The organism is Nesterenkonia rhizosphaerae, from assembly GCF_039544555.1.
Lineage (GTDB): Bacteria > Actinomycetota > Actinomycetes > Actinomycetales > Micrococcaceae > Nesterenkonia > Nesterenkonia rhizosphaerae.
Window position 1 is genome coordinate 387683 of the sequence record NZ_BAABLW010000007.1, and the last position, 17012, is coordinate 404694.

General features: G+C 64.3%; 19 protein-coding genes. 17 read left to right on the forward strand and 2 right to left on the reverse strand.

Annotation, left to right across the window (positions count from 1 at the left end; all coding sequences use genetic code 11):
• Positions 1-16: 16 nt before the first annotated feature.
• Both flgK and ABEA23_RS07485 read right to left on the reverse strand, forming a co-directional pair.
• Positions 17-1432: a flagellar hook-associated protein FlgK gene (gene flgK / locus ABEA23_RS07480; protein ID WP_345477436.1), complete on the reverse strand. Its 1416-nt coding sequence runs from the start codon at positions 1430-1432 to the stop codon at positions 17-19.
• A 13-nt stretch (positions 1433-1445) separates the two neighbouring features.
• Positions 1446-1925 (reverse strand): flagellar protein FlgN, encoded by a 480-nt coding sequence (locus tag ABEA23_RS07485; RefSeq protein WP_345477437.1) that lies wholly within the window; start codon positions 1923-1925, stop codon positions 1446-1448.
• 373 nt (positions 1926-2298) lie between these two features.
• Between ABEA23_RS07485 and ABEA23_RS07490 the strand changes: the two genes are divergently transcribed.
• The 17 genes from ABEA23_RS07490 (at position 2299) to ABEA23_RS07570 (ending at position 16958) form a co-directional block, all read left to right on the forward strand.
• The gene (locus tag ABEA23_RS07490; RefSeq protein WP_345477438.1) at positions 2299-3129 is read left to right on the forward strand and encodes a sigma-70 family RNA polymerase sigma factor; all 831 of its coding nucleotides are present in this window, start codon (positions 2299-2301) and stop codon (positions 3127-3129) included.
• 116 nt (positions 3130-3245) lie between these two features.
• On the forward strand, positions 3246-4070 hold the full coding sequence (locus ABEA23_RS07495; protein WP_345477439.1) for a flagellin N-terminal helical domain-containing protein: 825 nt from the start codon (positions 3246-3248) through the stop codon (positions 4068-4070).
• Positions 4071-4166: 96 nt separating this feature from the next.
• Complete coding sequence (gene fliD / locus ABEA23_RS07500; protein ID WP_345477440.1) at positions 4167-5480, forward strand: flagellar filament capping protein FliD; 1314 nt, start codon at positions 4167-4169, stop codon at positions 5478-5480.
• A gap of 53 nt (positions 5481-5533) precedes the next feature.
• A complete protein-coding gene (gene fliS, locus ABEA23_RS07505; protein ID WP_345477441.1) occupies positions 5534-6004 on the forward strand; it encodes a flagellar export chaperone FliS in 471 nt (156 codons plus the stop codon).
• Positions 6004-6285, forward strand: a complete 282-nt coding sequence (locus ABEA23_RS07510) for a hypothetical protein (RefSeq protein ID WP_345477442.1) — start codon at positions 6004-6006, stop codon at positions 6283-6285. Before fliS ends, ABEA23_RS07510 begins: the two co-directional genes overlap by 1 nt.
• A gap of 125 nt (positions 6286-6410) precedes the next feature.
• Entirely contained in the window at positions 6411-6752 is a 342-nt protein-coding gene (locus ABEA23_RS07515) for a flagellar basal body rod protein FlgB (protein WP_345477443.1), read from the forward strand.
• Between the two features lies 1 nt (position 6753).
• Positions 6754-7155, forward strand: coding sequence for a flagellar basal body rod protein FlgC (locus ABEA23_RS07520; RefSeq protein WP_345477444.1), 402 nt, complete (start codon positions 6754-6756; stop codon positions 7153-7155).
• Positions 7152-7538 (forward strand): flagellar hook-basal body complex protein FliE, encoded by a 387-nt coding sequence (gene fliE, locus ABEA23_RS07525; RefSeq protein ID WP_345477445.1) that lies wholly within the window; start codon positions 7152-7154, stop codon positions 7536-7538. Before ABEA23_RS07520 ends, fliE begins: the two co-directional genes overlap by 4 nt.
• 2 nt (positions 7539-7540) lie before the next feature.
• Positions 7541-9190: a flagellar basal-body MS-ring/collar protein FliF gene (fliF, locus tag ABEA23_RS07530; RefSeq protein WP_345477446.1), complete on the forward strand. Its 1650-nt coding sequence runs from the start codon at positions 7541-7543 to the stop codon at positions 9188-9190.
• A complete protein-coding gene (fliG, locus tag ABEA23_RS07535) occupies positions 9187-10212 on the forward strand; it encodes a flagellar motor switch protein FliG (RefSeq protein ID WP_345477447.1) in 1026 nt (341 codons plus the stop codon). The genes fliF and fliG overlap by 4 nt, the downstream gene beginning before the upstream one ends.
• On the forward strand, positions 10202-10867 hold the full coding sequence (locus tag ABEA23_RS07540) for a FliH/SctL family protein (RefSeq protein WP_345477448.1): 666 nt from the start codon (positions 10202-10204) through the stop codon (positions 10865-10867). Before fliG ends, ABEA23_RS07540 begins: the two co-directional genes overlap by 11 nt.
• Positions 10868-10875: 8 nt before the next feature.
• Complete coding sequence (locus ABEA23_RS07545) at positions 10876-12243, forward strand: FliI/YscN family ATPase (RefSeq protein WP_345478642.1); 1368 nt, start codon at positions 10876-10878, stop codon at positions 12241-12243.
• Complete coding sequence (locus tag ABEA23_RS07550; protein ID WP_345477449.1) at positions 12240-12671, forward strand: flagellar export protein FliJ; 432 nt, start codon at positions 12240-12242, stop codon at positions 12669-12671. The genes ABEA23_RS07545 and ABEA23_RS07550 overlap by 4 nt, the downstream gene beginning before the upstream one ends.
• Entirely contained in the window at positions 12668-13522 is an 855-nt protein-coding gene (locus tag ABEA23_RS07555; protein WP_345477450.1) for a C40 family peptidase, read from the forward strand. The genes ABEA23_RS07550 and ABEA23_RS07555 overlap by 4 nt, the downstream gene beginning before the upstream one ends.
• Positions 13519-15210, forward strand: a complete 1692-nt coding sequence (locus ABEA23_RS07560) for a flagellar hook-length control protein FliK (RefSeq protein WP_345477451.1) — start codon at positions 13519-13521, stop codon at positions 15208-15210. Before ABEA23_RS07555 ends, ABEA23_RS07560 begins: the two co-directional genes overlap by 4 nt.
• Positions 15211-15248: 38 nt before the next feature.
• Entirely contained in the window at positions 15249-15728 is a 480-nt protein-coding gene (locus ABEA23_RS07565; protein ID WP_345477452.1) for a flagellar hook assembly protein FlgD, read from the forward strand.
• A 57-nt stretch (positions 15729-15785) separates the two neighbouring features.
• Complete coding sequence (locus tag ABEA23_RS07570) at positions 15786-16958, forward strand: flagellar hook protein FlgE (protein WP_345477453.1); 1173 nt, start codon at positions 15786-15788, stop codon at positions 16956-16958.
• Positions 16959-17012: the final 54 nt, after the last annotated feature.

The following is a 17012-nucleotide window of genomic DNA, read 5'->3' on the forward strand; positions in this document are numbered from 1 at the left end:
CCTATCTCGCCTAAGACTAGCGGCCGACGACGCCGGTGCGGTTAATCAGAACATCAAGCATCTGGTCTATGGCAGTCATCACTCGCGCTGCTCCCTGGTAGGCGTACTGGTGAGTCAGCAGTGAAATATTCTCCTCATCCAACGAGACCGCCGAATGGCTGCGCTGCTGCTCCACGCTGCTGACATAGGAGACCGATGCGTTGACTGAAGCTTGGGCGGCGTTGCGGACTGCAGTGCCGGTGCTGGTGACCAGAGCAGTCCACAAGGCGTCAGGTCCGCCGGGGGAAGCGGCCAGCTCGGCGATCTTCAGGGCATTGGAACCATCGAGACTTCCGTGGCCCGGACCTCCGGTAGCCAGCTCCCGGGCACCGCTGATCGCCACTGCGAGGCTTGCGGCCGGGCGATCCGGATCCAGCGTGAAGAAATCGCCACCGGGTTCCCCGGCTACGGTACGGCCTTCCCGGTGCACGGCGTTGACCTGGTCAGCCAGCGCTGTGGCGAGGTCGTCCAGGGCAGCAGCAGTCTGCGCAATGGGCCCACCGGAGCCAGCGTCATCAGCCGTGGCGAGCATGGTCAGCGAGCTGGCGATCGCTCCGCCCTGAATAGTGGCCGCTCCACCTTCAGGCCGATGCGACCAGCTCAGCTGCACCCCGCCCTGGCCCAGTACTGCGGAACCATTGAGCTGCAAGGCCCGTGCAGTTCCTCCGGTGACCAGGGGGGTGCCGCCGATGAACACTTCAGCGGATCCATCAGGCTGGTTGCGGACCTCGGCTCCAGTCAGCTCAGCCAAGCGCTCAGTCATGCGGTCGCGCTGATCCAGAAGCTCATTGACGCTGCTTCCGGCAGCTGCGGCAGTGCTGACCTGCCGGTTCAGGTCAGCTAGGGCAAGAGCAGTGGCGTTGACCTCATTGACCTGTTCTGCCAGCTTCTGATGCTGGGACAGGTACTGGGAGGACAGTTCCTGGTGCATCTGCGCCAGCCGGTCAGCCAGGGCTTGCCCTTGACTGAGGAGCACTGCTGCCGGAGCTTCATTGCCGGGGGCTGACGCGACATCCTCCCAGCCGGACCAGAACTCGGCGAGCAGCGCTGAGAGACCATCCGGTCCTGGTTCGCGGAAGATGTCCTCGATGGCGGACAGGCCGGCGGTGATGCTCTGAGTCTGACTCGACAGAGCCGCGGTGTCGCGAACCCGGGCGTCGAGTTGGGGATTGCTGAGCCGAGTGACGTCCAACAGGACCACTCCCTGGCCGGGCTGCGGTGTTCCACCAAGCCGCCCGACCGCCGCTGGAGCTCCCGCTGCGGCGGTCTCCACACGCTGCCGGGTATAGCCTTCGGTTCCGACATTGGCCATGTTCTGGCCCGCTGTCTCCATGGCCCGCCTCGCGGCGGTGAGGCCGGTCCATGCGGTATTGAGCCCGCTGAATGTACTCATGCGTAGTCCTCGTTCAGATCTCGGTGTCCAGTATTCGCGGGTCAGCGTCCGGGGATGATGAGTTGCCTGGGCCGCCGTAAGCGTCGGTGTCGAGTGCCGCAAGCGTCTCCTGGGTAGCCCGATGCGCGCTGCGCAGGTACGCGCTGTTGGTATCGCGCAGCTGGGCGATGCGGGCGGCGGCTGAGCGCAGAGCGCCCAGGTGGCTCTCCAACGTTTCTCTCCAGGCTTCTTCGCTTGTCGCTGCCACGATCTGACTCAACGGGGCGTCGTCGTCGAGTCCCAGTTCAGCGGCAACTGTGGCCGATTCCACCGCGCGTGCCAGCGACGCGGCGTTGACCTTCTCCAGGACAATATCGATTTCCTTAGTGGCGCGGTCGAGCCACTGAGATTTTCCGCCCACCAGCAGCAGCTGCTGTTCTTCGAGCTTGAACTCCAGGAGGTCCAGCATTTCGCGTTCACGCCATAACAGGGCATTGAGTGAAGTCATCGGCATGGCGGCGGCCCCTAGGTCATGCGAGGTTCGAGCTGAAAGTGGTGTTGAGAGAATAAGGGCTGTGGGGCCCCTGCGTCATCAATCAGCGCTATGTGTGCGGCGTTCTCCCCGGGCTGCCTTACGTCAAGTGCTGTTGCTGTCAGCTAAGACTGTCGGCACAGTCCAGCGAATCGTTAGCGCTGTTTACTTCCACGCAACACAAGGTTCTTTTACTTTTTCCTCAAAGGGTCTACTCTCCAGAGTGTCAGAAAAGAATAAGCTTGCGCCAAGGTCGTGTACAGGTTGTCTTGTTGGGGGGCCTAGGCGCCAGAAGCAACTTCCGCACGGCTTGGGTATGGCGGTCTCGTGATGGGACCCGTATGACTGGGGGGTCATGCTTGTGGACAAGCACAGTAGGAACCAGCTTGTGCTGGAGAACCTACCGCTGGTGGGGTACCTGGTCTCTGATGTCTGCGCCAGGAACAGTTACCTCTCTCGCGAGGATCTGACATCTGTGGGCGCCATCGCGCTCATCACTGCCGCTGACTCCTATGATCCCAGCTACGGCGTCCCCTTCGGGGCCTACGCCCGACGGCGGATCATGGGAGCTTTTGCTGACGATATGCGCTCAGCTGACTGGGCCGGCCGCGGCCAGCGCCAACGTATTCGTGAAGCCAAGAGCACTGAAGAGACTCTTGCCGCAGCCCTTGGACGGCAGCCGACAACTGCTGAGGTAGCCGCCGCCATGGGAGTTGAAGAGAAAACTGCCGCCGCGATCCTGCAGGACGCCGGACGCAAAGTCGTCGCCCTGGAAGCCGAGATGTCTGACTATCTGGTGGCCGAGGGACGGTGCCCGGAAGAAGAGCTCATGGAGCAGGAGCAGCAGATGATGCTCCGCACCGCCGTGGACGCTCTTCCGGAGCGCATGCGGATGATCGTGACCCGGCTGTTCTTTGAAGGAGCCACTGTCACCCAGATCGCTCAGGAGCTGGGCATTACGCATTCGGCGGTGTCCCAGCAGCGCTCCGAGGCCATGAAGCTGCTGCGCGCCGGGCTGCAGCAGCACTACGGAGATAGTGAAGCCGCACCGGCACCCGGTCAGGGCAGTAAGGCTAAGCGCCGCGAACAGTACGTCATCACGCTGGGGGAGAAGGCCCGGGGAGGACTGGTCGGCGCCGCAGCTGCGCCGCCGGAAGTGCACCCGCGGATCGCAGCCGCTGGCTGATTCTGCTGAGTTTTCCACCATGTGCTAACGCACCGGACCTCCGGTGCCGATAGCTGAGGGTGAGGTCCACGGATGGACCCGCGTAATACCCCTTAAATTCATGGAGGAAAGCTCACATGAGCATGCAGATCAACACCAACGTTGCGGCACTGAACGCTCACCGCAACCTGTCCAACACCCAGAACGCCCTCTCCAGCTCGCTGGAGAAGCTGTCCTCGGGTCTGCGCATCAACCGTGCAGCCGACGACGCCGCCGGTCTCTCCATCTCCGAGGGCCTGCGCTCCCAGGTCAACGGCATGGCAGTGGCAGCTCGCAACGCTCAGGACGGCATCTCGGTCATCCAGACCACCGAAGGTGCGCTCACCGAGGCTCACTCCATCCTGCAGCGAGTGCGTGACCTGGCAGTCCAGGCCGGCAACGATTCCAACAACGCGGAGTCCCGTGCGGCCATCAACTCCGAGATCAGCGCTCTTGGCGATGAGCTCGCACGGATCGCCGGCAACACCAACTTCAACGGCATCAACCTTTTGGATGGCTCCAGTGCTTCGCTGACTTTCCAGATCGGTGCAGGAAACACTGAGAACGACCAGCTCACAGTGGATCTGACCAACCTGACTGATGTGGCAACCATCATTCAGGATCTGGACATCACCGATTCTGCTATCGCGCTGACTGCCATCGGTAGCATCGACGCGCAGATCACCGCAGTTTCCGGCGCCCGCGCTGACCTGGGTGCACAGCAGAACCGCATGGAATCTGCCATCAACTCCCTGAACGTCACCCGCGAGAACCTGTCTGCTGCTGAGTCCCGCATCCGCGACGTGGATATGGCTTCTGAGATGGTGAACTTCACCCGCTCCAACATCCTGTCCCAGGCTGGCACCGCCATGCTTGCTCAGGCCAACCAGTCCACCTCGGGCGTCCTGCAGCTGCTGGGCTGATCCCCACCACGCTGATACCGACTGGGTGCGGCACCAACCCCCATTGGCTCCGCGCCCAGTCGGGAGCGTGAGGACACCTTCGCACAGGAGCACTTCATGTCCATCAAACTCCCCGGCCTGGCCAGCGGTCTTGACTCCGCTGCATTGGTTGACCAGCTCATGCGCGTCGAGGCCGTTCCTCAGCAGCTGCTGATTCAGCAGGTCAACACCACCAACGCTTTCACCGATGCGCTGCGGGAGCTCAACAGCCGCACCGCCGCACTGGCTGAGACTGCCACAGCGGCCTCCGGTGCCACCGCCATGCAGCACCACAAAGTGCTCAGCAGCAGCGACACGGTCACCGCAGTGGCCACCCACCAGGCAAGCCCGGGCAGTCTGAGTTTTACCGTGGAGCAGACCGCCATCCGGCACGCGGTAGTCACCGATCCCATGACCGAATGGGACAGCAGCAGCTTCCAGATCATCTCTGCCGATGGCACCACCACAGACATCGTCGCGGCCTCTACCTCCCTGGATGACATCGTTGCGGCGATCAACGGCTCCGAGAGTGGAGTCACTGCGGCCAAGATCGCCGTGGGAGAGGGCAGCTACCGGTTGCAGCTCAGCGCTGCAGAGACCGGCGCGGACGGTGTATTCAGCCTTGCCGGCACGCAGTCCGGCAGTACTGTCACCTCACAGGGCCAGGACGCCGTCGTTGAGCTCTGGGCCGGAACTGGTGCGCAGACCCGCATCACCTCCTCCACCAATACCTTCACCGATCTGCTGCCCGGAGTGGACGTCACCGTCAGCGCGGCAAGCACCGCGCCGGTGACTCTGACCGTGGAGCAGGACACCGAGGCCAGTACCGCTGAGGCAAAAAAGCTCATCAGCGATGTGCAGAACGTGCTCGGCTTTATCGCGCGGCAGAGCGAAGTCAATGTGGACGGCGACGAGGTCTCCGCCTCGGTGCTCACCGGCGACAGCACGGTGCGTATGGCTCGCAGCCGAATCACCGATGCGGTCATCATGCCGGTGGGTGGTGAATCGCTGTCAAAGATCGGCATTGAGATCAGCCGCACCGGGGAGATCACCTTTGACGAGGAGAAATTCGCCGCAGCCCTGGAGGAGGACCCGCAGGGCACTCAGGACCTGTTCGCCGCCATGGCCACTCGCGTCGCCGATGTGGCCACCGGACTCTCCGACCGCTATGACGGAGACCTGACCCGCAAAATCACCGGCCAGGAGACCACCATCCGGCGGCTGGAGGACCAGGTCCTGCAATGGGACACCCGGCTGGCCGCCCGCCGGGCCACCCTTGAGCGCACTTATGCAGCCCTTGAAGTGCAGATGCAGGCACTGAACTCCCAGATGGAGTACCTGACCTCCCAGCTGGCCTCACTGCCGCAGCCGCCCCGGGCCAATAACAACTGAACCAGCAGCGGCATCTGGCCCACCAACGGCAACAGAGCCGCAAAGGAGCATCGATGAATAACAGCCTGAACCAGTACCAGCGTGAAGCGATCCTCGCAGCAAGCCCAGCGCGATTGCTGACCATGCTCTATGACCGGCTCATGCTGGACCTCAGCCGTGCACAGGCCGCGCAGCACCAGCAGGATTGGACCAGCGCATCAGCGGAGCTGCTGCATGCCCAGTCGATCATCACCGAGCTGCAGAGCTCCTTAAAACCTGAAGTGTGGAACGGAGCAGAACAGCTGCAGGCGCTCTACAACTTCGTGACCGGTCTGCTCATCCGCGCCAATACAGAGCATGACGCGGCCCTCACCGCTGAGGCCGCCACCTTGCTGGAGCCGCTGCGTCAGGCCTGGCATGAAGCAGCCGCAGCCCCGGTGCAGACAAACCCGAACGCTGCCGCAGCGATGCCGCCGTCGGGGTTGAGAAGCCCTGCCATCTCCGGCGATGCGGCTGGATCCGGTTCACTGCTGGGCGTGGGCTGATGTCGGTCGAGCAGGACTGGGAATCGTACCTGACCACACTGCAGAACTGGGCAGAACAGACCGGCGGTGTTCATGAGGTTGATCTGCAACTTCCGCACCACCCGGATACCTCGCTGCCGCAGGAGAAAGCCAGCCAGGCCCAGCGCGTGCTGGGGATGCTGGAGGACGCCGCCGAACGCACCCGCGCAGCCCAGCAGGACATCGGCCAGCAGCTCAGCGCACTGAACCGGCTGCCGGAACTTGACCCGGACCACTCGCGATACCTGGACACCACCGGCTGAAAAAGATGTACCGGACTCCTAACGGGGTCGAATCTGTTGCCGACAGTGCAGAGTGAGCACGGATTGCTCACCTCACATCAGGCCATGGATCGGCCGGCTTGCATCACCCTGCCCTTGAGGGAGCCATGTTTGAATCCGTGACTTCGCGCGCACTTGTGAGCGCCCTGGACGGTCTGTCCATGCGCCAGCGTGCCATCGCTGACAACATCGCAAACGTCAACACCCCGGGCTTCACTGCCCGCAGGGTGTCCTTCGAAGATGCACTGCGCGCCTCCGTGCAGGCCGGCGACGGCGCGGCCGCACCAGCTGAGGCGCGCTCACTGGAGCCAACCCGGCTCAACGGAAGCAACGTCAACTTAGACACCGAGACCCTGTCGAATATAGACACCGTGCTGCGCTACCAGTTCGCCGCGCAGGCTCTCAACGGCCAGTTCACCAGCGTCCGCACCGCCCTGAGGAGCGCCTGATATGCCCATGATGGATGCCCTGGGAATCGCCGGCACAGCGCTGACGGTCCACCGCAAATGGCTAGATGCAGTCTCCGACAACCTCGCCAACGTCAACACTGTCCGCTCCACAGACGAAACCGCATTTCAGGCCCGCTACATCACCGCACAGGCCGATATGCGCGGCGAGGGCGGGGTCTATGTGGCTGGCACAGAGTGGGGCGATGCCGAGGGGCGGATCGTGCACGAACCCAACCACCCGCTGGCCGATGAGGACGGTTATGTCCGCTATCCGGATATCGACCTCTCCGAGCAGATGGGCAGCCTGATCATGGCACAGCGCGGCTACCAGATGAATGCAGCCGTGATCGACCGAGCCCGCGAGACATACCAAGCCGCATTGCAGATCGGATCCCAGCAGTGAGCGACATCAGCATCAGCAGCATCGGCGCCGTGCTGCCCACCACCGCGACAGGCTATGTGCAGCAGCCCCAGGCCATCCCAGGGGCACTGGGCATTAGCGGGGCCCAGGGCATTAGTGGGGCGCAGGGCAACGCAGAGACGCAGAGCGCAGCAGGGACACAGGGCACCAGCTTCGCCTCGGTTCTCGGTGGTGCTGTGGACGAGGTCCAGGGCCTGCAAGCAACTTCGCGGAACCTCACTGTCCAGGCGCTTACCGGTGACCTGAACGATCTGCACAACGCCACACTGGCCTCCGCGCAGGCATCACTGGCGCTGGAGACCATCGCGACCTTCCGTAACCGCGGGGTCGAGGCCTTCAACGAGATCATGCGGATGCAGGCCTGATCATGGCATCGGCACCCAACATGTTGACTCGGATGCGCGGACGCATCAGTGAATTCAGCATCGCTCAGCGCACCCTGGCGATTATCGGTATCGCGGTGCTGGTGCTCGGCGGCTTCGCGCTCTTCACCGCCATGTCCCAGCCGAGAATGTCCCCGGTCTATACCGGCCTGGACCCTCAGGATGCCTCCCAGATCGTGGAGCAGCTGCGTGCCGACGGCGTGCCCTATGAACTCACCGCCGGTGGCACCTCCGTTCTGGTGCCGGAGGAACAGGTCTACGAGACCCGCATCCGCGCAGCCTCAGCGGGGCTTCCCTCCGCCAACCGCGGCGGCTACTCCCTGCTGGATGACATGGGGGTGACCTCCAGTGACTTCCAGCAGACCGTGACCTACAAGCGTGCACTCGAAGGCGAACTGGCCGGCACTATTGAGGCGCTCAACGGGGTCCAGGCCGCCTCAGTGGCTCTGGCCCTCCCCGAAGAGACGGTGTTCGTAGACACCAAAGAAGAGCCCACCGCCTCGATCTTCGTCCGCACCACCTCCGGCACGCCCTTCACCGATAACCAGGTGCAGTCCGTGGTCCACCTGGTAGCAGCTGCCGTGGACGGACTGCGTCCGGAAAACGTGGCAGTAGTCGATGCCGAGGGAACACTGCTCTCCGCCGTGGGTCTCGGAGTGACCAACGGCAGCGGGCAGGCCAGTGACTACGAAGAGCGGATGACACAGTCGGTTCAGACCATGCTGGACCAGGTGGTCGGCCGTGGCAACGCCACTGTGGCGGTGAATGCCCAGCTGAGCATGGAGTCCGCAGAACGGCTTGAAGAGACCTTCGAGAATCCAGAAGAAGCCACGGCGCTGACCGAATCCACCATCACCGAGGAATACACCGGAACCGGCGGTGGTGCAGCAGGAGTGCTCGGCCCCGACAATATTGCGGTCCCCGGAGGCACCGGCGGAGAGGGCAGCTATACCTCCGAGCAGAGCGACCGGCAGAACGCCGTCAACAAGATCACCGAAACACGCAGCATCCCCTCCGGGGAACTCGTCAACCAGTCGGTATCTGTGGTGGTCAACGCCGACGCCGCAGGGGCAGTTGACGTTCCGCAGCTGACCCAGATGGTCGGTGCCGCCATCGGCCTGGATGAGGCCCGTGGCGACCAGGTCAGCGTCTCCATGGTGCCATTCAGCTCAGCCGATGCCGATGCCGCAGCCGCCGCACTGGCGGAGGCCGAAGCCCGGGCGGCCGCCGAACAGGAAGCCGAACTGCTGCGCATCCTGACCATCGGCGCCGCCGTGGTCCTGGGCCTGCTGCTGCTTCTGGTGATGGCGATCATCCTGATGCGCAGGCGGCGCAGGCGCACAAATGAACTCGAAGACCTCGGGGAGTCGCTGACCGCGGCGGAGCTGGGAACCGGGGCAACGCACACTGCTGCGCTGCCTATACCGGATCACACCGCTGACATCACCGCACCGCTGCCTCCGCCGGCGGCGCTGGCACCTGCTGATCCGCCGCAGCCGGAGGACGATCCTGATTCCTCAGCAGCTGAAGCCACGCGGCGTCGCGATGAGATCAACACCTGGGCGGCTCAGGATCCGGAACGGATGGCCGAACACCTCCGTACGCTCATGGAGGAGGAATCCGCTTCAGTATGACGTCCGCCCCTGAGCCGAAAAAGCTGACCGGCACCCAGAAAGTGGCCCTGGTGCTGATGCAGATGGACCGCCAGCACGCCTCTGACGTGCTTCGGCACTTCAGCGAGCTGGAAGCAGATGAGGTCATCGCGGAGATCGTCCGCCTGCGCCGGGTCGATCGCAAGACCATCGAGAAAGTCCTGGAAGAGGTCCACGGTGCCATCGCCACTGGACTGCCAGCAGCACGCGGAGGACGCGACGTCGCCGCGGGTCTGCTGCAGGACACCTTCGGTGCAGAGCAGGCCGCCACCGTGATGAACCGGCTGGCCTCCTCGATGGCCGGTAAGTCCTTCGACTTCCTCGAGACCGTGGATCCGCCGCAGATCGCGGTGCTGTTGGAAGAAGAACTTCCGCAGACCGTGGCCCTGGTGCTGGCGCATCTGCGACCTGAAGTCGCCTCCACCGTCCTGGCCGGAGTCAACGCCGAACGTCGGACCGAAATCGCGGCCTGCCTGGCCACTATGGGGCCGGCCTCCCCTGAGGCGCTGCGCACCGTGGCAGAAGTGCTGAAATCGCGGCTTGGCGCCAACGTGGCTCCCACCGAACCGCTGGCCGCCGTCGGGGGAATTCAGCAGTTGGTGGACATCATCAACCGCTCGCCGGTGGCGGTGGAGAAAGAACTGTTGGAGACCCTGGCCGAGCGCGATGAACAGCTTGCGGAGGAGGTGCGGGCGCGGATGCTGACCTTCACCGATCTGGTGCGCTTCGAGAAGCGCGACGTGCAGCTCATCCTGCGCGGCATTGATCCCGGCATCCTGGCATTGGCGCTCAAAGGTGCCAGCGAATCTGTGCAGACCACGATCCGGGAGAACATCTCCGAGCGCACCAGGGACATCCTGGACCAGGAGCTCAAATCCCTGGGGCCGGTGCGGATGTCGGCCGTGGATGAAGCACGCGCGGATATTGTGCGGTCCATCCGTGAGCTGGAGAACCGCGGCGAGATCACCGTCCAGCGCCTGGAGGAGGACTACCTTGTGGTCTGAGCGGGGGACAAGCGCCTCCAACTCCAGCGCAGCCCAGCCGGCTCTGCGGCCGTTGGCCTTCACTGCATTGAGCGCAGATCCCACCCATGAGCTGGCCCGGATTCATGCTCAAGCCCGGACCCGCGGATACGCCGAGGGCTACGCTGCCGGATCACGAACTGCCGCGCAGCAGGCAGCTCAGCACCAGCAGCAGCTGCAGAATCGCTTTGACCAGCAGCAACGCGACAACGCCGCTGAGCACCAGCGGGCGCTGCAGGGTCTGCGCGCGGCAGCAGACGCGCTGCAGTCCCGCACGCTGCCAGCAGTGGAAACCCTGGAGATGCAGGTCATTGAAGCCGTCCTTCAGCTGGCGGAGACGATCCTGGGAACGGAGCTTCGCGACGGCGCCCACGCGGCCCGTGCCGCACTGAAACGGGTACTGGCAGAAGTGGAGCCCGAAGAGATCCGCGCTGTGCGGATGCACCCGGAGACCGCTGCGCGGCTGGACAAGGTCGCCCTGGATGACGCTGGGGTGCGCGTCCACGCCGACCCGGGGCTGGCACCTGGAGATGCCGTGGCAGATTTGACCGAAGGGTTCCTGGATGCGCGGATTACTGCTGCTCTGGAACGCTGCCAGGAGGCAGTACTGAAGATTCGCTCCGGGGACGCAGCGTGAGCACACCGATGCTGTCATCGCTTGTGCAGGCCGGCAGACCCGCCCGGGCTGGCGAAGTCACCGAGCTGTTGGGTCTGGGAGTAGAAGTCGGGGGTCTGCAGCAGCACATGGAGCTGCAGGGTCAGGCCGGTTTAGGCCCCGGGTACTCAGTTCCGCTGGGCACAGTGGTGGAAATCGGACCGCAGCGGGTGCCGGCGGAAGTGGTGGCCGCCCACGGTCAGCGGGTGCGGTGCATGCCGTTGGCCCCGTTGGAACACACCGCCGTAGGTGATGAAGTTCGGCTGGCCAGTCGGCCCTCGCTGGTGCCAGTGGGGCCCGGACTGACCGGCCGAGTACTAGATGGCCTTGGCCGCCCCGCCGACGGCCCAGCATCGAACTCCCGTCCCCTGGGGAAGCACCATCTGGTGCCCATTCACCAGGCGCCGCCGCGTCCGATGAGTCGACTGCGCATTGCCCAGCAGCTTCAGCTCGGCATTCGCAGCGTCGATGCGCTCACGGCTGTGGGCCAAGGGCAGCGGCTCGGCCTTTTCGCCGGTTCTGGTGTGGGCAAGTCCTCGCTGCTCTCCATGGTGGCGCGCGGGACGGAAGCCGATATCAACGTCATCGCGCTCATTGGCGAACGCGGCCGTGAAGTCCGGGAGTTCCTGGAAGATGATCTGGGGCCAGAAGGGCTTGCGCGCTCAGTGGTCGTCGTCGCCACCTCCGATGAGCCCGCTCAGATGCGACTGCGAGCCGCATTCACGGCCACCCGGATCGCCGAGTGGTTCCGCGCCCAGGGCCAGAAAGTGCTGCTGATGATGGACTCGCTGACCCGGGTGGCCATGGCTCAGCGCGAGATCGGACTCTCGGTGGGAGAACCACCGGCCACACGCGGCTACCCGCCCTCGACCTTCTCGCTGCTGGCTCGGTTGCTGGAACGATCCGGTTCCGATGAGCACGGCACCATCACTGGTATCTACACGGTGCTGGTGGACGGTGACGATCATAATGAGCCGGTCGCCGACGCCGCCCGCTCCATCCTGGATGGGCATGTGGTCCTGGACAGGAAGCTGGCCACGCTGGGGCACTACCCACCGATCGATGCGCTGAGCTCGGTGTCTCGAGTCGCTTCCCGGGTGATCACTCCGGCACATGCTGAAGACGCCACTGTGCTGCGTAGGGTGCTTGCAGCCCGGCGCTCGGCCCAGGATCTGCTGGATGTCGGTGCCTATCAGCGCGGAGCCAACCCGCTGGTCGACGTCGCGCTGGAGCATCAGAGATCAATAGACGCTTTCCTGCAGCAGGGACTGCAGGAGACAGCTCGGCTTGAGGACACCCTGCTGCGACTCCACGCCCTGGCTGACCAGCTGCGACAGGCTGGAGGCGGTCAGCTATGAGCCGCAGGTTCCCCCTGGCCGGTCTGATGCGGCTGCGTCACCTGGAAGAGACGCAGGCCGCTGGCCGCCTGCAGTCAGCGCGACAGGATCAGCAGAACACCAACCAGCGGCTGGCCCGCTTCGTCGAAACCAACACCGGTGGTGAGAACCCCAGCAGTCCCGCAGCGCTATTGGCTATTGCTGCGGCGCGCTCGTCATCGCGCAGCATGCTTACAGAACTCCATGCGCTCGCCGCGCAGGCAGAACAGCAGGTCCAGGATGCCGAGTCTGCATACTCGCAGGCCAAGCGCGCCACCGGCGTCGTGGAGAAGCTCCATCAGCGTCATCTGCAGCAGCAAGAGGTTGAGGAGCTGGTTCGTGAGCAGTCCGTCCTCGACGAAGCAGCTCAGCGAAGCCATCAGTACACCGCGAAGGGAGGGTCGCGATGACTTTTGTTGCCGCATTGGGCCGCGTGGGGCAGATTGAATCTGCACTCTCTGCTGTCACTGGCACACAGCCACCGATCACGACGGCGCCCTCTGCCGGTGCCGCACCTTCTACCGCGACGTCCCCGGGGATGCTCTCCGGCAACCAGTCTCTGAGTGCGGGCTCGGCGGTGGCCACTGAGCTTTCCGGGGCTGACATGGCCGGACCTGAGTTCGAGGCCCTGATGCGGGTGCTCAGTTACTCCGGCCCGTCGACTGAGCAGCAGCTCTCTGCAGGTGGGGGTGTTGCTGCTGCCTCAGGCAGTGTCAGCCTGCCCGCGCTGGGCACGGCCGAGTCTGTCCCCAACGGCGGTGACGCTGGCGAACAGCTGGTAGAGACCGCCCGAAAATACCTGGGCGTGCCCTACGTCTGGGGTGGTAACGACCCACGAACCGGGCTGGACTGCTCGGGTCTGGTCAAGCTGGCACTGAGCGAACTTGGCGTGAGCATGCCCAGAGTTGCCATCGATCAGGCGCGGATGGGAGAGGAAGTTCCATCCCTGGACGAGGCAAGGCCCGGAGATCTCATCGTCACCCACGAAGGCGGACACATTGGGATCTACGTGGGGGAGGGGCAGATGATCCACGCGCCCCGGCCCGGCCGGTCGGTGGCCATCGATCCGGTCAGCCACGTGACGGATAGTCGCGGCATCATGACCATCCGCCGGGTGGTGGAAGATACTGCGCAGTCCGGAAGCGGGAGTGAGGCCAGCGCAGTGAGGCTCAACGCGGCAGATCAGGTGGCCGCCGAGCGCACCATGTTTGAGGCTGCTGTCGGTGCAAGTGAACGGATGTCAGAAGGGACGCAGCGATGACATCCGGAGCGCAGCTGACGAGCCCACTGCTCACCTCATCCTCGCCAGCCAGTGGCATACGCGCCGGCCGTGCCGCATCCCCGGCGGGGGAACAGGCCAGCCGATTTGAAGAGCTGCTCAGCAACGCCAGAGAGCAGGTGCGGTCAGATACTGCGCGTCCACGCTCCGGTCCCGCTACTGCCGGTGAGGCTGAGCCAGTGGCAGCTGATCCGGCTTCGACCGAGCACCAGACTGTTCCCGCGACTGCACATCAGCACACGGGACTCCATGGCTCGGTGTATCAGGGCGAAGCGCCTCAGGACCCTGCGTCTCAAGACCCAGCGGCTCAGAACCCAGTGCATGACATAACGGCTCATGAGGCAGCACAAGATGACCCTGCACCTGACACAGCAGGACCGGATTCAGCAGCTCCGGAGGGCGCCCAGCGTGAACCTGGTCAGTCTGAGACGGTTCCGCAGGTAGTTATGCCGCCCCACGAGGCGGAACCTCACCGGATCTCTTCGCTATCGGCGGTGTTCCCGGGCGCTGAGCTTCTCAGGACTGGGCGGGAGTGGACAGCGGGCCTCACCGGAACCCAAGGTCACACGACGGCGCAGACCTCGGCCTTGGGTATACCCTCCGGCGAAGCCCCGGCGCAGACCCTGGCAGCTGTGGAGAGCACACTGACGCACAGCGTTGCCCAGGCAGTGGGCTCGGGGTCGAACGAGGAAGCCGCACTGCAGGATGAAGCGCTGCCAGCTGAGCTGAATCTCAATGCCCGCCACCTCGATCAGCCCGGTCCTAGTGAGCAGTTGACCGATTCCGAGCCGGTAGTCAACAGCTCGGGAGCCGTTCAGGGGCGCTTCCCGGCTCCAGTCGGTGCCCACCCGGAGGCTGCATCTGCCGGGCTCACGGTTCCGGTGCACGCCGTCGGGACAACTTCACCAGCCGCTGGTCAGCCAGTCACTGCAGCGGCTGAGTTCGTACCGGAGTCCCAGATCACCCAGTCGCAGCCGGTCATGAGCCCTGGCTCAGTTCCCGGCCCCACCGCGACGGCGGCGCCAACGCCGGTGGAGAATCCCGCTGGGGCAGCGCCACTCATGCAGCCTGCCGCTGCACCTGCTGAAGCTGTCACCGAGACAGGCCGCATGCCCGGCAGCAGCAACACACCGCCGCTGAATGCCCAGCTGGCAGGTCCCATCGCGCGCAGCGCCGCCGCAGCAGCTCTCAGCGGCGGGCAGGGGCAGCAGGTGCTCACCATCAATGTGGCTCCGGAGAACCTAGGGCCGGTCACCGTCCGGGCAAGCCTGGGAGCTGAGGGACTGCGTATCGAACTCTTCGCACCTCATGAGTCCGGTCGCGAGGCACTGCGCGCCATGCTGACCGAGTTGCGTCGCGACCTGGCCGGCCTCGGCGCCGGAACCGGTGCCGTGACAGTATCCGATGCAGACGCCCCAGCTGCTGATCAGCACCGTTCAGATCAACAGCGCCCGGATCAGCGCACTGACCAACAGCCACGTCCTGATCAGCAGCGTGGGCAGCAGCTGGGGGCTGAATCACGTGATCCGGCACAGTCCCCTGATGCGACATCGAGTCTGCAGCCTGTAGATGCCCGGGACCGTGAGATCGATGCGGACCACGAAGATCGGCCAGCCTCTGGCAGCCTGTCGTTCACTCGCCCACCATCCGGCCTGGACCTGCTGGCCTGAGAAGCAATCCTGGCCTGAGAGATAGAGGAGACAACACTATGCCGCCGACGCCCATATCCGGGGTGCAAGGGCCTGCTGTGGACCCTGCGCTCATTGACCAAGCCCGCAGAACAGGCAACGAGGCTATGACACCGGGCCGTGAGCTGAAGCAGACCATGGACAGCGAGGTATTCATGTCGCTGCTGGTCACCCAGCTGTCCAACCAGGACCCGAGTTCACCTATGGACACTAATGACATGATCACTCAGACCACTCAGCTGGCTTCCATGGAACAGCTGACTGCCATGGCCACTGCTCAGAAGGAGCTGCTGGGCATGGGACAGCGAAGTGCTGCTACTGCGTTGATCGGCCAGGTCGTCACCACCGACGGCGCAGAACCGGTCACCGGAACGGTGACGGCAGTATCCTTCGGCCCCGCCGGTCCCACCGTCGCCATCGATGGCACCCCCTACCCTTACTCCGCGATTGCGGCTGTCGCCAGCCCCCGGTCCGAAGACGCAGCAGCGTCCACAGACTGACCCCATCCCTCACGTTCCGCCGACCTGCTTCACTACCCCCAGAAAGGCACCTAAGAGATGCTTCGCTCACTGAACTCCGGAATCTCCGGGCTCCGCTCCCACCAGACGATGCTTGATGTCACCGGCAACAACATCGCCAACGTCAACACCACTGGCTTCAAAGGCCAGTCCACCCAGTTCCAGGACACCCTGAGCCAGATCACCCAGGGCGCTGCCGCACCCGGTGCAGAGACCGGCGGCGGCAACCCGGCCCAGGTGGGCCTCGGCGTCCAGGTGGCAGGGACCAGCACCAACTTCACCCAGGGTGCCGCCCAGCGCACGGATCGCGCCACGGACATGATGATCTCCGGCGATGGCTTCTTTGTGCTCAACAAAGGCGGCCAGCAGGTGCTGACCAGAGCAGGATCCTTCGACTTCGACGCCGCTGGCCGCTTGGTCAGCCCCGACGGTGGGATCGTTCAGGGCCGTATGGCGGTCAATGGTGCTCTGCCTGCCGGAGGGGCACTGGAGGACATCGTGCTGCCCACCGGCCTGACCGTCCCCGGACAGGCCACCGGCAATGCGACAGTTTCTGGCAATCTTCCCGCTGAGGCAACTGTGGGAGAGACCCGTACCATCGACCGCGAGATCTTCAATGCAGATGGCACCAGCAGCACGCTGACGCTGACCTTCACCCGCACGGGCGACGGCTGGGGTGTGGAGGCGGCAGCAGGCGACGCCACAGCTACCGGAACACTCCAGCGGGATGCGGCCACCGGCGCACTCACCGGAGCTGCAGTCACCGTTGCCGGCGTCACCGTGGACCTCTCGGCTCTGACCAGCTACGCGGAGCTGGACAACGCCGCTGTCACCGGCCAGGACGGCTACGCCGCTGGTGTCCTTCAGTCTTACACCCTCGGTACTGATGGCACAGTCACCGGACGTTTCAGCAACGGCTCCACCCAGACGATCGCCCAGATCGTGATTGGCCAGGTGGACAATCCCGCCGGACTCGAAAAGGTCGGAGAATCCGGCTACACCGCCACCGCGAACTCAGGTGGCGTGAACTTCATGGCACCGGGACAGGCGGGCGTGGGCAGTCTGGTCTCCGGTGTTCTGGAGATGTCCAATGTGGACCTTTCGCAGGAGTTCACCAACCTGATCGTCGCCCAGCGCGGATTCCAGGCGAATGCCCGAATCATCACCACCAGTGATGAAGTGCTGCAGGAGCTCACCAACCTCAAACGCTGAGCCAGCTAACGGCTCCCGCCTCACCGGCCGACAGTGAATCCTGAAAGGACGGAT

Excerpts from the sequence above, each read along its gene's own strand:
- ABEA23_RS07490 (WP_345477438.1), top strand. The coding sequence starts at position 2,299 with ATGCTTGTGGACAAGCACAGTAGGAACCAGCTTGTGCTGGAGAACCTA.
- ABEA23_RS07485 (WP_345477437.1), bottom strand. The coding sequence starts at position 1,925 with ATGCCGATGACTTCACTCAATGCCCTGTTATGGCGTGAACGCGAAATG.
- ABEA23_RS07560 (WP_345477451.1), top strand. The coding sequence starts at position 13,519 with ATGACATCCGGAGCGCAGCTGACGAGCCCACTGCTCACCTCATCCTCG.
- fliG (WP_345477447.1), top strand. The coding sequence starts at position 9,187 with ATGACGTCCGCCCCTGAGCCGAAAAAGCTGACCGGCACCCAGAAAGTG.
- ABEA23_RS07510 (WP_345477442.1), top strand. The coding sequence starts at position 6,004 with ATGTCGGTCGAGCAGGACTGGGAATCGTACCTGACCACACTGCAGAAC.
- ABEA23_RS07565 (WP_345477452.1), top strand. The coding sequence starts at position 15,249 with ATGCCGCCGACGCCCATATCCGGGGTGCAAGGGCCTGCTGTGGACCCT.
- ABEA23_RS07515 (WP_345477443.1), top strand. The coding sequence starts at position 6,411 with ATGTTTGAATCCGTGACTTCGCGCGCACTTGTGAGCGCCCTGGACGGT.
- ABEA23_RS07570 (WP_345477453.1), top strand. The coding sequence starts at position 15,786 with ATGCTTCGCTCACTGAACTCCGGAATCTCCGGGCTCCGCTCCCACCAG.
- fliS (WP_345477441.1), top strand. The coding sequence starts at position 5,534 with ATGAATAACAGCCTGAACCAGTACCAGCGTGAAGCGATCCTCGCAGCA.
- ABEA23_RS07550 (WP_345477449.1), top strand. The coding sequence starts at position 12,240 with ATGAGCCGCAGGTTCCCCCTGGCCGGTCTGATGCGGCTGCGTCACCTG.
- flgK (WP_345477436.1), bottom strand. The coding sequence starts at position 1,432 with ATGAGTACATTCAGCGGGCTCAATACCGCATGGACCGGCCTCACCGCC.
- ABEA23_RS07545 (WP_345478642.1), top strand. The coding sequence starts at position 10,876 with ATGCTGTCATCGCTTGTGCAGGCCGGCAGACCCGCCCGGGCTGGCGAA.
- ABEA23_RS07495 (WP_345477439.1), top strand. The coding sequence starts at position 3,246 with ATGAGCATGCAGATCAACACCAACGTTGCGGCACTGAACGCTCACCGC.
- fliD (WP_345477440.1), top strand. The coding sequence starts at position 4,167 with ATGTCCATCAAACTCCCCGGCCTGGCCAGCGGTCTTGACTCCGCTGCA.
- fliF (WP_345477446.1), top strand. The coding sequence starts at position 7,541 with ATGGCATCGGCACCCAACATGTTGACTCGGATGCGCGGACGCATCAGT.
- ABEA23_RS07555 (WP_345477450.1), top strand. The coding sequence starts at position 12,668 with ATGACTTTTGTTGCCGCATTGGGCCGCGTGGGGCAGATTGAATCTGCA.
- ABEA23_RS07520 (WP_345477444.1), top strand. The coding sequence starts at position 6,754 with ATGCCCATGATGGATGCCCTGGGAATCGCCGGCACAGCGCTGACGGTC.